This window comes from Sphingomonas jeddahensis (assembly GCF_001981525.1).
Classification (GTDB): domain Bacteria; phylum Pseudomonadota; class Alphaproteobacteria; order Sphingomonadales; family Sphingomonadaceae; genus Sphingomonas; species Sphingomonas jeddahensis.
Genome location: NZ_MPSB01000002.1, coordinates 352,649 through 365,412 on the forward strand (window position 1 = coordinate 352,649; position 12,764 = coordinate 365,412).

Here is a 12,764-nt window from a genome sequence, read left to right on the forward strand (position 1 = left end):
CTATCAACAACCTGCGAACTCAGCGGAAACGAGGATGCGAAACCTACAACGCTGGACGCGACGATCCTTGATTGCGGCTCCGATCGGCGCTGCCCTCATCCTGCTTGTACTGACGCTTTCGGTGGCACGGGGCTTCGGGGAGATGGCGGCACTCCGACAGGAGGTGATCCGTTCCTACGAAGCACGTTCGGAACTCCAGCGCATCCTGTCCCTGCATCAAGACCTGGAACTCGGGCAACGTGGTTACGTGATCACCAGCGACGCGGTCTTCCTGGATCCTTACAGAGAAGCCAGCAACGAGTTGAATGCTACATTCCATCGGCTCGATGGGCGACTGGCAATGCGATCGGCCCTCCGTACGGACCTTCGCGCATTGCTGGACGAATCGAGTGCGAAACATCGTTTTGCGCAACATACCATCAATCTGACAGAGCGGGGCGACGTGGAAGCGGCCCGGCGGTTAGTGGCCGCAGGAGAGGGCAAGCGGCTGATGGACGCGATCCGCGGTCGCATTGCTCGCATTCAGGAGCTGGAGCGAGCCGAGCTCGGGCGACGTACCGAGGCTGCGGAAGCCGCGCGCAGGCGGCTTGAGGGCCGAACCATAGCGATGCTCACCCTTCTGCTGCTGATTACGGTAGCAGCAGTGGTGCTGATCGCCCGGAGCAGTGCTGCCCGCGCGGTAGCACTTCGGGCTGCCAAGGATCTAGCGGCCCGCAACGAGAGCATCTTCGAATTCGCCAACGACGGCATGATCGTACTGAACCCCAGCGGCAGCATCGAAAGCCTGAACCCTTCCGCGGCGCGTATGTTCGGCTATCCCGACAAGGCCTTGCTACGGCGTGACATTGGCACCTTGTTTGAAATCGCCCCGGATCGTGGGCGCTTGGAAACTTTCTTCACCCGGCTTGAAGGCCACACCGAGGGCCGTCTTCGTGACGTGAAGGAATTCGTCGGTCACCGGGCGGACGGCACGACCTTTCCTCTCGAGGTTTCACTCAGTCCGGTCCGGCTCGCAGACGTGACCCTCTTTCTGCTCGTGACACGTGACATCACGGATCGCCGCCAAATCGAGCAAATGAAGGGCGAATTCGTCGCAACGGTCAGCCATGAGCTGCGCACTCCGCTGACCTCGATCGCCGGCTCGCTTGGCCTGGTCACTGGCGGGGCCGCAGGCGAGCTCCCGCCGAAGGCGGCGCGCCTGGTGCAGATCGCGCAAAGCAATTCGGCACGATTGGTCCGGTTGATCAACGACATCCTGGACATCGAGAAGATCGAAGCTGGCCGCATGTCGTTCGACGTCCGCCCGATCGCACTCGACATGATCCTCAAATCCGCGGTTCAGGACAATTCGGGGTTTGCCACGCAATATGGCGTCCGGCTGGAACTTGCGCCGGTGCCCACAGGCGCGGCGGTACTCGCCGACTACGACCGGCTGATGCAGGTGCTTACCAACCTACTCTCCAATGCGATCAAGTTTTCGCCGCCCGATGCAGTGGTAACCGTCCAGGTGATCGCACTGGACCGGCGATATCGCGTCAGCGTGATTGATCGAGGCACCGGGATTCCGGAAGCATTCCGAGACCGTATCTTCAACAAATTCGCTCAGGCGGACGGCTCGGACACGCGGCAGAAGGGAGGGACCGGGCTTGGCCTGAGCATCGTACGCGAAATCGTCACTCGGCTCGGCGGGTCCATCACGTTCGATACGCAAGAGAGCGCTGGAACAACGTTCCACGTGGACCTTCCCGCCGCTGAGCTGCAGCGTGTTGCGGAGCTTTCTGTCGAGGGCGAGACGGCGTTCAAGGAACGCCGGTCGACAGAGTCCCTCCCGCATGTCCTGCACGTTGATGATGATCCCGACGTGCTACGGGTCTTGTCGAGCGCGTTCGAGGGGCTGGCGATCCTCCAGTCCGCAACCAGTGTTGAAGAAGCTCGCGCGTTGATCCGCCGAAAGACCTTCGATGCCGCGGTGCTGGACGTCGGCATGCTGGACGGTTCCGGCCTGGATTTGGTCCCCCAGTTGCGGCAGCAACAAAGGCGTATTCCGATCGTCGTCTTCACCGCGCAGGAGGTGGAGCAATGCCGCGCGCAGGATGTTGACCTGACGCTGGTAAAGTCCCGCGCCAGCCTTGAACGCTTGGTTGCCGAGGTGATGGAGCGGGTCAAAGGAGGCCAGAAGGAGCGACCTGCATGACACGAATTCTCTACGTCGACGACGAGGCGGACATCCGCGAGGTCGCGCAGATGGCGTTGGAACTAGACCCCGATTTTGAAATTCGGACCTGCGCTTCGGGGGCGGAAGCGCTGGAGGCGGCGCCAGCGTGGCAGCCAGATCTCATCCTGCTCGACGTGATGATGCCGGGCATGGACGGGCCGACCGTATTCGCTCGGTTACAAGAGGAACCCAGCACGGCTAGTATTCCGGTTGTGTTCATCACGGCACGCACGCAGTCTCATGAAGTCAGCGCCTATCGCAAGCTCGGAGCGCGCGGCGTGCTAGCCAAGCCCTTCGATCCGATGACTCTCTCCGATCAGGTCCGCGAGCATTTGAGGTGACTCGCTTTGAGGACCGGCTAGCAATCCTGCAGGAGCGCTTCGTCATGCGTGCGGCCGAAGAAGCGCGGCAGGTGGAAACCCACCTAGCGGCTGGCGAGTGGAGCGAGTTGCGTGCGCTTTGCCATGGTCTGGCTGGCCGTGCCGGAATGTTCGGTTTCTTCGAGTTGGGAGCGATTGCGCTACGGGTCGAGCAAGTGATCGAAGCGGACGCCACGCCAGAATTAATTCGGTTGTCAGGGAGCGAGTTGCTGGCCCAGCTGCGCGATGTCGCTCACGAGCGTTGAAAGCCCTTTCGCGTCATCGTTCCCCAGCCCTGCTTCTTGCGCGCGAACTGCCACCAGCCGCGGAGCCGCCAGAAGTTGTTGAGCTGACGGTAGCCGAAGTTCTCGAACACCGCGACAAGCGTCAGCAGTGCAAGGTCTCGAGCTCGGGGAAGGCGTCTGAGTTGCACTTCCTCCAGCACAAGGGACGCCACGCTAACGAACACGCCAAAGGTGAACACCAGGGCGACGAACGCCAACAGATAATCGAACGAGATCAACCCAAGCAGCCACAGCGGCGGCACCAGCGCGTAGCCAGCGACTTCTACCAGCGGTCCCAGCACGTCGACGATCAGGATCTGTCCGAAGCCGACGAAACCGATGCGCCCGTACTTCGGGTTCAAGAACATGTCGAAGTGCTTGCGGAATGTCTCCAGCGCCCCGCGCTGCCATCGCGCGCGCTGGTTGCCCAGAATTTTAAGGCTCTCGGGCGCCTCGGTCCAGCTTACGGGCTCCGGAATATAAGCGATGCGATAGGGGCGCTTCTGCTCGCGCATGTGGCGGTGGAGCTTGACGACGAGCTCCATGTCTTCGCCAACGGTGTTGTGGCTGAACCCGCCCACATCGAGCACGGCGCCGCGGCGGAACACGCCAAACGCACCTGAAATGATCATCAGCGTTCCCATACGGCTCAAGCCGAGCCGAGCCATCAGGAACGCGCGCAGATATTCAACGACTTGCACCAACGCGAGCAGGTTGCGCGGCAAACCTGCCCGGATGACGCGACCGCCGTCCACGTGACAGCCGTTCGCGATACGGATCGTGCCGCCTACAGCGATCGTGCGCACTGGGTCATCGACAAACGGGCGGACGACTCGAATGAGTGCGTCGGGCTCAAGCAGCGTGTCCGCATCGATGACGCATACGAGGGGCGATCGCGCGAGATTGATGCCCGCATTCATCGCATCTGCCTTGCCGCCGTTGACCTTGTCGATCACCAGCAGCCGGGGCACGTCATCGGCCGCATATAGTCCGCGCAGTGGCTTACTTTCCAACGCTTGATCGTGATACCGCTGCACCGGCACCAAGCGATAATGGTCGATCAGCCGCTGCAAGGTGGCGTCCTTAGAACCATCGTTGATGACCACCACCTCGAAGTCCGGGTAGTGAAGTGCCAGCAGGGCATCCACGCTCGCGATGATCGTGAGCTCTTCATTGTAGGCGGGCGCAATCAGCGCGATCGGCGGGGCAAGCTCGCTGTAGCGCTGCCACAACACGCTCGTCGATGAGAGCGGAGGCCGCTCATGAAGGGCGACGCCGGCAAATACCAGCTGCACTAGGTTGAAGAGCACCTGGATCAGTCCGACCAAGATGATGACCAGCGTGATCAACTCGGCCGCCGCGAAGGACCAGGGCGGGAAGTCGATCATCCCGCAAGTCCCCGCTCGGCGAGCACGGTTGAGGCGGCGGCGCGCGCTCGTTCAGCTCCTGAACGGGTCACCTCTTGAAGGCGGGCTATGCCCGGCTCGCCCAACAGGATCAGCGATTCGGCGGAGCGGAACCGCACCCACCATTCGGGATCGTCGAGCAATTCGGTCAGCCGATCGGCGCTCTCCTTCAGCAGGATGCGGCCGGCTGCCCCCGCAGCGGCGGCGCGCGCGGGCATCGAGTGGCTGCCCAAGCCGCGGAGCACCGCCGGGCGTGCCGCGGGGTGGCCGAGCTTTCCCAGCGCATGGAGATACCGCGGCAAAGCTTCCGAACTGTCCTCTGCTGCAAGCGCCAACTCAGTGATCACGGTCACCAACGAGAAATCGCCGCTGGTGGCCAACGCTTCGAGAGCCACCAGGCGGAGGCTTGTGCTGCACGCATCGTCGAGCACCAAGGCTCGGATCTCATCGGGCCGCGTCTCGGCTATTTGTCTGAACAGACTGACCGCTGTCAAAGAAGCTTCCGCAGTGCCGAGGCCCAACTTCTTGATCAGTTCGCCTGCCTCCGGCGGCTGAGAACTTGCTCCGAGTGCCAGTGCGGCGGCCAGCCGAACCTCCCTGCTGCGATCTTCCAGGGCGCGGTACAGCGCGCGGCGGGCTTCAGGCTGGTCGAACTGGGACAAGCCCTGCGCCGCCAGCACCCGGGTCCGCCGCGAGCCCCACTTTAGACGCCGCATCAACTGCTTGGGAACGCCGAGCGCATCGGCCTTGCTCAAAAACGCGGCTCGCTCCTCACCACGCACCATGTCGATCAACTCAAGCGTGACCTCCGCGATAACGTCACGATGGACGCCCAGTAGCGCCGCCTCGTCAGCGCGTGCGCTGCTGATCAGGATCGGCACCAGTCGACGCCGTTCCGCCCGGCGCTGCCGTGCCCGCCGCACGATCAGCAGGCGCGCTACGATCAGCACCAGCATGACCGCCACCGCAATGCCGGCAAGCAACAGCGAGGCCGTCCATAAAAGCTGAAGGAAGCTCAAAAGCGAAGACCAAGCCCAAGCCCGAACTGCGTGCGATCTGAACCGGTCGCCCGATCCTCGTGCGCGATCGAAGCGCGCAAGGTGGTGGCGGAATCGACGTCAATGCTGATGCCAGCAAAGACGCTCCGTACCGGCACCACCCGGCCTTCGTCCGTGTCGGGGGCATCGCTGTAGCCGGCGAAGACCCGCACAGGCTCCACAACCTGCAGATCTCCCCGCACGAGGTAGCCGGAGCGATGGGCGCCACGTTCATCGAAGAGGTTGATCCACCGACCGGTCAGCCAGGCTGCGCCGCCGAGATACTGTTCGATCCCGGGCGTAACGCTTTGCACCTCCCCGTTCGCGAAGCTCGACTGGCGAGCATCCAACGTCAGAACCGTGGCGTTGCCTCCACCGCGCACCCGCAGCGATCCGCCCGCGCCGATCTGCCAGCGTGGCCGGAAATCGGCGTCGATGGTCGTACCGACCGAGACATAGGCGCGGGCTTGGTCCGAAAGGCGCTGCTCCACGGCTGCTTCGATGTAGACGTCGTTGATGCCGAAGCGCCGGGCATATTCCACGCGTCCAGTCACCGCCGCCCCCGACGCGGCCTGGTAACGCAATTGTGCGGCCGCCTCTTTCCAGTCGGGTTGCGGTCCGGTCAAGCTGCTGTGGCTCGTCTCCACATCAAGCCGCAACCGAGGACCGCTCGCGCGAGGTGCGAGTTGTACGCGCAGCGCGGCGGCCTCAGGGTTGTTCGCAGGCACGGAGCTAAGCGCCGCCAAAGCACCTGCGGTGTCGCCGCGCCGCTGCGCCACCCGTGCCAGCCCGATGTGCGCGTCCGTGTAGTCCGGCGCTTGTGCTAGAGCCGCAGTGAACGCTCGCTCCGCCGCGTCAAAGTCACTTCGGGCAAGCTGGGCTAGGCCCAGCTGAACTCGTGCGTCGACATTGCCGGGATCCGACGCGACAACCGGCTCTAGCAGACCGATCGCACGATCAGGGTCTCCGGCCAGTCGCGCCTGCACCGCCGCCGCATAGGGGGACTGCTGTGCTAGTGCGGCAGCCGGCGCGGCCGCCGCGACCAGAAGTACACTGATGAGGCGCATCATCGAGGCTACGCGATCAGGCGCTGGAGCCGGGTCATCAACTCTTCAGGCAGGAAAGGCTTAACCAGATAGTCATTGGCGCCAAGCTCCAGCGCGCCAACTATGTCCTTTTCGCCCTTCCGCGCTGTCAACATGAGTACGGGCACCTTCTCAGTCTCCGCCTTTGAACGAAGTCGACGCAGTACCCCATAGCCGTCCAGCACCGGCATCATTGTATCCAGCACGATGACATCTGGCAGGCGATCACCGACGGCGTTCAGGGCCGCACCGCCGTCGCGGGCGATCGTCACGTCGAACCCACGTGCGCGCAGCCGATACTCCAGCAGATCGACGAGAAGCTCATCATCATCACAGACGAGTACGGATTTGGTCTTTGCCATTGAGGTACCTTCGGATCGGCCCAGCTGGAGCGAAAATCAGCGATTTCCGAGCGATCACGTCAGGCTAGCGCGTTCAAGGTTAACACAAAGTTTCCGGGACAGAGAGACGATCGGGCAGCCCGCGAACCCTGACATCAACGGTCCGGGCAGATGGTCACCTGCCCCTCAGGCCGCCTAAACGGCGAGGGCAAAGTGCGGAGACAAAAAGTTGTCGGCCGCTTATCGGCCTCGATCGCGCTGCTTGTAGAGGCGGCCTGCTCGTCGATCGAACGTCCGCATCGGCTGTCTTGCTGTCATTTCGGAAGTGCATCGGTGCGGACAACATTGTCCCCAATGTCGGTCGTCGTCGGTCGCAACTCAGCGTTCTATAAACAAAACGACCGGCATTCGAGCGCGTAGCTGCCGGGCTGCTTTGCCCCATGCGATCGCATCCTATGACGAGCACGGGCACATCCACACTGCCGAAACGCGAGCAGGCGCGCACCGATCTCATCGAGCGCGGGGACAAGGACAGGCAGGCCGCACCTGCAACGAGCCGCATCATCCTCACTCCAAACCAATGATGAGGTGCAGGCGATCAACCAGAAAGCGCGCGACCTTGTTCAGGACGATGTCGCCGACCGTCGAGTTGCATGGTGACCCGAGCGCGCCCCCCGACGCGGGCGTCGAACAGGCGACAAGCCGACCGCGCGTAGGGAGGCGGTAGCGGATACCCGTCTTCCTAAGAAGCGCCGCGCTTCCCGCCAGCGGCGCATTCGCGTCCCCTTCCAACTGAACGAACGTCCTCTTTTTGCGATCGAGACCCGAGATCGGACAGGCCGCTCCCCACCCAAAGCGGAATGGCCGCTTCGAAGCACCAAACCCGCGTTAGCAGCCCTTTGTTCATAGGTAATCTATGACCAGCGCGTGGCATCTGAGCCTAGCCGGAGGCCATCGACAATCGGTTGATGCCCGAGCTTGTGAAACGTCGGCACCAGCCTTGATTACAGATCGCCGCCGCTCACGCGGCGGAATTTGCGCGACGTCCGCGCAGGCGTGTTTCGATAATCTCCGCGACCGCCGGGGGGACGAACCTCGCCCACAGCGGGTCGGACGCGCGTATGAGGCGTCGGATCTCCGTCCCGGAGGTGACTCGCATGTTGTCCGGGACGGAGAGGTCCAGGATCTCCTTCGCCGATGCGACCTACGCGGAGGTGGAAGCGGGGAAGCTGGGCGACGACTGGCTCCCGATTCTTGATATTCTGCGCTCGTGGGAAGAGGGCGGGTTGTGGGTGATGGCATATGCTCGCTGACGGTGCCTCCCGGTAGCAGCATGGGATTGCGCTGGGCGTTATTCACCGCCTGCGCCGAGGACCAGCGGACGGTCCCTCGTTAATCGAACATCCGCAGCAGCGGGGGTAGGCGACACTCCTTCCGCCCTGACGCTAGCGAATGAGAGTGCATGTGTTCGCCCTTAGCTTCCCATGCTCCGAGTATGACCCCCTCGAACATGACGCGGCTTACCTCGTCGCGCTAAGTCACGTAGATCGTGCCCTTGTAGTCTGCGAGTTCGGTGATCGCACCGTCCCAAAGGCGCCGATACTTGTGACTAAGGTTGCGCACAGTCGCGTCGGCATGACCCCAGACCTGATTGAGCCTTTCAATCCGCATGTCTGCTTCGCGCTCTGCAATGAGTTTTGGCGCGGCAGGGAGCGTGTCGAGGCTGTTCTCGCCGTTCACCTCGTTGCCATACTGGAAGCTCAGGGTGCTGATGTAGTCGGCGGTGGTCACGGGCTTCTCCAGACCGATTCGTTCCCAGCGTAGGGGAGCACAAGCACGATCGGGAGAACAATGAGCGCAACGCAAGTCTTACACAGCCCGTACACGGCGCCCGTACACGAAAACGGGCAGCTCTCGCTGCCCGCTTAACCCACCGCAATTGCTTGGTTTTCTTGGTCGGGGCGACAGGATTCGAACCTGCGACCCCCACACCCCCAGTGTGATGCGCTACCAGGCTGCGCTACGCCCCGACCGAGACGCGCGGCCCTACGCGGGCCGCGCGGGTTATGCAAGCCGTGATCAGATCAGCTTGCGCCAATGCTGCCCGTCCCAGGCGTCGATCGACATGGCGGCGGGCGAATGTGCCCGCAATGCGCGGCCGAACGCCTTTTGATGCTCGGCCTGGCCGTGTGCGCCAAGCGCCTCGGGGCTGGCCCAGCGTTCTGCCACACGCACCAGATCGGGATCGGCGGCGTCGAAGGCGAAGCTATACTCCTCGCAGCCATCCTCAGTTTTCACCACGGCCGCGTGATCGGCGAACAGTTTCGCGGCCTTCGCACCCTCGCCGTCGCCCAGCTTGATCGTGCCCATCACCAGGATCGTCATTATCCCCTCCTCCTTCATTGTTGCGCGGCTTCCTTAACACGGCAGCGCATTGCGCCAAGGGCGCGGCGATGGTAGCGGCGCACGCTTCAAGACGGGGTCCGCGTGCGGCCCCCGTGACCCATGTGCACGCAAGGACGGCATGTTCATCTCTCCAGCTTATGCCCAGACGGCCGGTGCCGCCGGATCGCAGGGCGGCCTCGCCAGCTTCATCAGCCTCGCGCCGCTCGTTCTGGTTTTCATCGTCTTCTACTTCCTGATGATCCGCCCGCAGCAGCGCCGCATGAAGGCGTTGCAGAATGCGGTGGCCGCGGTGAAGAAGGGTGACAGCGTGGTCACCGCCGGTGGCCTGGTGGGCAAGGTGACCAAGGTGGAGGACGCGATCGTCGAGGTGGAGATCGCCCCCAACACCCGCGTGCGCATCGTCAAGGCGACGCTCGCCGAGGTGACGCCGCTGGGTTCCAAGCCGGCTAACGACTAAAAGGCACGCGGCACACATGCTTGATTTCCCGCGCTGGAAGGTCGTCTCGATCTGGCTGACGATCATCGCGCTCGTCGCCCTGGCGATCCCCAGCCTGATCCCCCAGCGGATCACCGATAGCTGGGGGTTCAACCCGCCGCGCATCAACCTTGGCCTCGACCTCGCCGGCGGCAGCTATCTGCTGCTCGAAGCCGATGTGAAGGAAGTCGCCGCGAACCGCATCGAGGCGATGCGCGAGCAGGTGCAGACCGAGATGCGCCGGCAGAAGCCGCGCATCGAGATCGGCGACATTTCCACGCGGGGTGGCCGCCTGTCGTTCCTGCTGCGCGATCCGAGCCAGGTCGATGCGGCGCGGGAGCGGCTGCTGGCAATCACCGGCGGCGGCGTCGGCCTGACGGGCCAGCGCGAGTGGGATCTTCAGGTCGTCGATACCAGCCGCATCGTGCTGACGCCGACTCAGGCCGGCCTCACCCAGGCTGTGGACACCGCGATGGGCGATGCCACCGAGGTGGTCCGCCGCCGTATCGACGAACTCGGCACGCGCGAGCCGACCATCGTGCGCCAGGGCTCCAACCGCATCGTCGTCCAGGTGCCAGGGCTTCAGAACCCGCAGGCGCTGAAGGACTTGCTCGGCAAGACTGCCAAGCTCGAGTTCAAACTGGTCGACGAAAGCGCCTCACCGCAGCAGCTGGCCAGCGGCCAGGCGCCGGCGGGAAGCCAGATCCTGCCCTATCCGACAAACCCGGCCGGCATTCCGGTGATCGCGGTGAAGCGCTCGGCGATCCTGACCGGCGACCAGCTGACCGACGCACGGCAGGAATTCAGCCAGCAGACCAATGAGCCGCAAGTCGCGATCACCTTCGACAGCCAGGGCGGGCGCAAGTTCGCGCGGGTAACGACGGAGAACGTCAACAAGCCGTTCGCGATCATCCTCGACAATCAGGTGATCTCGGCCCCCAACATCAACGAGCCGATCATCGGCGGCCGCGCGCAGATTTCGGGCAGCTTCACCACCGAAAGCGCCAATGCGCTGGCAATCGCGCTCCGCTCGGGCAAGCTGCCGGTGACGCTGAAGGTGGTGGAGGAATCCACCGTTGGGCCGGACCTTGGCGCCGAGTCGATCCGGGCTGGCACGCTCGCCTCCGCAGTGGCGGTGGCGCTGGTGGTGGCATTCATGCTCGTCACCTATGGCCGGTTCGGAGTCTATTCCAACCTGGCCGTCATCATCAACGTGTTCGTTATCGTCGGCGTGTTGGCGCTGATCGGCGGCACGCTGACGCTGCCCGGCATCGCTGGCTTCGTGCTCACGATCGGCACCGCGGTGGACAACAACGTGCTGATCAACGAGCGTATTCGCGAGGAGCGGCGACGCGGGCGATCGGTGATCCAGTCGGTCGAGCTCGGCTATACCGAAGCCAGCCGCACGATCTTCGAGGCGAACATCACCCACGCCATCTCGGGCATCATCATGTTCCTGCTGGGCTCGGGCCCGGTGAAGGGCTTTGCGGTGGTGCTGCTGATCGGCATTGCCAGCAGCGTGTTCACCGCCGTGCTCTTCACGCGTATGTTGACCGCGCAATGGCTGCGACGCAACAAGCCGAAGACGATCACGATATGATCGCCTTCCCTGTCGTGCTAATCGTCACCTCAGCGCGTGCTGAGGTCTCCCTGCTGCTTAGCGTGCCCTTTCGGCACAAGATCCCGGCTCTCGCCGGGATGACGGGTTGAAATCATGAAGCTGCTGAAACTCGTCCCTGACGATACCAACATCGATTTCGTCCGCCTGCGCGGCTGGGCGTTCGGCCTGACCCTGCTCCTGTCGGTGCTGGCGATCGGCATTACCTTCACCAAGGGCCTGAACTTCGGCGTCGATTTCGAGGGCGGCCTGATGATCGAGGAGCGGTTCGCCTCGCCGCCCGACCTCGACAAATTGCGCCAGGTAGTGGGCGCACAGGGGCTCGGCGAGGCGTCGATCCAGCAGTTCGGCGATGCGAAGACGCTGACGATCCGCCTGCCGGTGCAGCAGGGCGCCGACGAGGGCGCCACCAATGCCGCAGTGAAGAAGGTTGAAACGGCGGTGGCGCAGGCGTTCCCAGGCGCGACGTTCAGCCGCTACTCCACCATCTCGGGCAAGGTTTCGGGCGAGTTGATTCGCAACGGTATTCTCGCCGTCGTGTTGTCGGTGCTGGGCATCGGCCTGTTCGCGATCGTCCGCTTCGAATGGCAGTTCGGCGTGTCGACCATCGCGGCCATCGTGCACGACTTGATCATGACGCTAGGCTTCTTCGCGCTGACCCAGTTCGAATTCGACCTCAACATCGTTGCCGCAGTGCTGACCATCATCGGCTATTCGATCAACGACAAGATCGTGATCGACGACCGGATCCGCGAGAACATGCGCCGCTATCGCAAGATGGATATGCGTGAGATCGTGAACCTTTCGGTCAACGAAACGCTGCCGCGCACGGTGATGACCACCGTCACCATCCTGTTGGCGCTCGGCGCGCTGCTGTTCCTGGGTGGGCACGTGCTGCGCGGCTTCACCGCGGCAATGATCCTGGGCATCGTCGTCGGCACCTATTCGTCGATCTACGTTTCCTCCTCACTGCTCATCTCGCTCGGCCTGCGCGCCAATCCGGCGCCGACCGCGCCCGGTCGCGGCGGGATCGAGAATGCGGAGCGCATCGGCCCGCGCGGGGAGTGATTCAGGCGTGAAGATCAACCGGGAGCGCGACGGGGGCGGGCCGATCATCCGCGGATTCACCCGGACTGGCTTTCGCCTCGACGAAGAGACAGTGCTCGAGGCTGCGCTGCTGACGATCAGGGAAGCGCGAGCTTGGTCCCCGCCCCCGCTCACCGCGCTGGACGAAGGCGCATTGGCAGCGATCCTGGAACCAGCGCCGGAGTTTGTGCTGATCGGTACAGGCGCGAACCTCGCGCGGCCACCGCGCGCGCTGGTCGATGCGCTGGAGGCCCGCGGGATGGGGGTGGAGCCGATGGACAGCCGCGCTGCCGCCAGGGCTTGGGGCGTTTTGCGCAGCGAGGGTCGCGAGATCGCCGCGGCGTTGTACCCGCTGGAGGCGTAACCCCTCGCCCGGTTTAGGCGCGCGCGGGCCCACATCATGTCCTCAGCGTCTGATATAGTCGTCCATACAGCGCGGGCATGGGCGCCGT

The 12,764-nt window shown here is 63.6% G+C and carries 13 protein-coding genes and 1 tRNA gene; 7 read left to right on the forward strand and 7 right to left on the reverse strand.

Annotation, left to right across the window (positions count from 1 at the left end; translation table 11 throughout):
- Window positions 1-67: 67 nt before the first annotated feature.
- Genes SPHI_RS03695 through SPHI_RS03705 form a run of 3 tightly spaced genes read left to right on the forward strand, consistent with a single transcriptional unit; the run spans window position 68 to window position 2,840 of the window.
- Window positions 68-2,194, forward strand: coding sequence for an ATP-binding protein (locus tag SPHI_RS03695; protein WP_076743524.1), 2,127 nt, complete (start codon window positions 68-70; stop codon window positions 2,192-2,194).
- Window positions 2,191-2,556 carry a response regulator gene (locus SPHI_RS03700; RefSeq protein ID WP_076743525.1) on the forward strand — a complete coding sequence of 122 codons (366 nt, stop codon included), beginning with the start codon at window positions 2,191-2,193 and terminating at the stop codon, window positions 2,554-2,556. Before SPHI_RS03695 ends, SPHI_RS03700 begins: the two co-directional genes overlap by 4 nt.
- A gap of 44 nt (window positions 2,557-2,600) precedes the next feature.
- The gene (locus SPHI_RS03705; RefSeq protein WP_144036148.1) at window positions 2,601-2,840 is read left to right on the forward strand and encodes an Hpt domain-containing protein; all 240 of its coding nucleotides are present in this window, start codon (window positions 2,601-2,603) and stop codon (window positions 2,838-2,840) included.
- Here SPHI_RS03705 and SPHI_RS03710 read toward each other — a convergent pair.
- The 7 genes from SPHI_RS03710 to SPHI_RS03745 all read right to left on the reverse strand — a co-directional run bounded on the left by SPHI_RS03710 (window position 2,828) and on the right by SPHI_RS03745 (window position 9,112).
- Complete coding sequence (locus SPHI_RS03710; protein WP_233130641.1) at window positions 2,828-4,207, reverse strand: glycosyltransferase family 2 protein; 1,380 nt, start codon at window positions 4,205-4,207, stop codon at window positions 2,828-2,830. The two genes, SPHI_RS03705 and SPHI_RS03710, sit on opposite strands and share 13 nt — an antisense overlap.
- A 35-nt stretch (window positions 4,208-4,242) precedes the next feature.
- Window positions 4,243-5,247 carry a HEAT repeat domain-containing protein gene (locus tag SPHI_RS03715; RefSeq protein ID WP_158049616.1) on the reverse strand — a complete coding sequence of 335 codons (1,005 nt, stop codon included), beginning with the start codon at window positions 5,245-5,247 and terminating at the stop codon, window positions 4,243-4,245.
- Window positions 5,248-5,279: 32 nt separating this feature from the next.
- The gene (locus tag SPHI_RS03720) at window positions 5,280-6,371 is read right to left on the reverse strand and encodes a YaiO family outer membrane beta-barrel protein (protein WP_076743529.1); all 1,092 of its coding nucleotides are present in this window, start codon (window positions 6,369-6,371) and stop codon (window positions 5,280-5,282) included.
- Window positions 6,372-6,376: 5 nt separating this feature from the next.
- A complete protein-coding gene (locus SPHI_RS03725) occupies window positions 6,377-6,748 on the reverse strand; it encodes a response regulator transcription factor (protein WP_076743530.1) in 372 nt (123 codons plus the stop codon).
- A 1,512-nt stretch (window positions 6,749-8,260) separates the two neighbouring features.
- Window positions 8,261-8,518 (reverse strand): hypothetical protein, encoded by a 258-nt coding sequence (locus tag SPHI_RS03735; protein ID WP_076743532.1) that lies wholly within the window; start codon window positions 8,516-8,518, stop codon window positions 8,261-8,263.
- Between the two features lie 162 nt (window positions 8,519-8,680).
- Window positions 8,681-8,757 (reverse strand) — tRNA-Pro (locus SPHI_RS03740).
- A 49-nt stretch (window positions 8,758-8,806) separates the two neighbouring features.
- Window positions 8,807-9,112 (reverse strand): putative quinol monooxygenase, encoded by a 306-nt coding sequence (locus SPHI_RS03745; protein ID WP_076743533.1) that lies wholly within the window; start codon window positions 9,110-9,112, stop codon window positions 8,807-8,809.
- 139 nt (window positions 9,113-9,251) lie between these two features.
- Between SPHI_RS03745 and yajC the strand changes: the two genes are divergently transcribed.
- The 4 genes from yajC to SPHI_RS03765 all read left to right on the forward strand — a co-directional run bounded on the left by yajC (window position 9,252) and on the right by SPHI_RS03765 (window position 12,676).
- Window positions 9,252-9,590 carry a preprotein translocase subunit YajC gene (yajC, locus tag SPHI_RS03750; protein ID WP_076743534.1) on the forward strand — a complete coding sequence of 113 codons (339 nt, stop codon included), beginning with the start codon at window positions 9,252-9,254 and terminating at the stop codon, window positions 9,588-9,590.
- A 16-nt stretch (window positions 9,591-9,606) separates the two neighbouring features.
- A complete protein-coding gene (gene secD / locus SPHI_RS03755) occupies window positions 9,607-11,208 on the forward strand; it encodes a protein translocase subunit SecD (protein ID WP_076743535.1) in 1,602 nt (533 codons plus the stop codon).
- Window positions 11,209-11,322: 114 nt separating this feature from the next.
- Window positions 11,323-12,294, forward strand: coding sequence for a protein translocase subunit SecF (secF, locus tag SPHI_RS03760; RefSeq protein ID WP_076743536.1), 972 nt, complete (start codon window positions 11,323-11,325; stop codon window positions 12,292-12,294).
- A 7-nt stretch (window positions 12,295-12,301) separates the two neighbouring features.
- A complete protein-coding gene (locus tag SPHI_RS03765) occupies window positions 12,302-12,676 on the forward strand; it encodes an Mth938-like domain-containing protein (protein ID WP_332888900.1) in 375 nt (124 codons plus the stop codon).
- Window positions 12,677-12,764 lie beyond the last annotated feature (88 nt).

Coding starts and splice junctions, on each gene's coding strand:
- SPHI_RS03700 (WP_076743525.1), top strand. CDS start 2,191: ATGACACGAATTCTCTACGTCGACGACGAGGCGGACATCCGCGAGGTC.
- SPHI_RS03705 (WP_144036148.1), top strand. CDS start 2,601: ATGCGTGCGGCCGAAGAAGCGCGGCAGGTGGAAACCCACCTAGCGGCT.
- SPHI_RS03745 (WP_076743533.1), bottom strand. CDS start 9,112: ATGACGATCCTGGTGATGGGCACGATCAAGCTGGGCGACGGCGAGGGT.
- SPHI_RS03720 (WP_076743529.1), bottom strand. CDS start 6,371: ATGATGCGCCTCATCAGTGTACTTCTGGTCGCGGCGGCCGCGCCGGCT.
- SPHI_RS03725 (WP_076743530.1), bottom strand. CDS start 6,748: ATGGCAAAGACCAAATCCGTACTCGTCTGTGATGATGATGAGCTTCTC.
- secF (WP_076743536.1), top strand. CDS start 11,323: ATGAAGCTGCTGAAACTCGTCCCTGACGATACCAACATCGATTTCGTC.
- secD (WP_076743535.1), top strand. CDS start 9,607: ATGCTTGATTTCCCGCGCTGGAAGGTCGTCTCGATCTGGCTGACGATC.
- yajC (WP_076743534.1), top strand. CDS start 9,252: ATGTTCATCTCTCCAGCTTATGCCCAGACGGCCGGTGCCGCCGGATCG.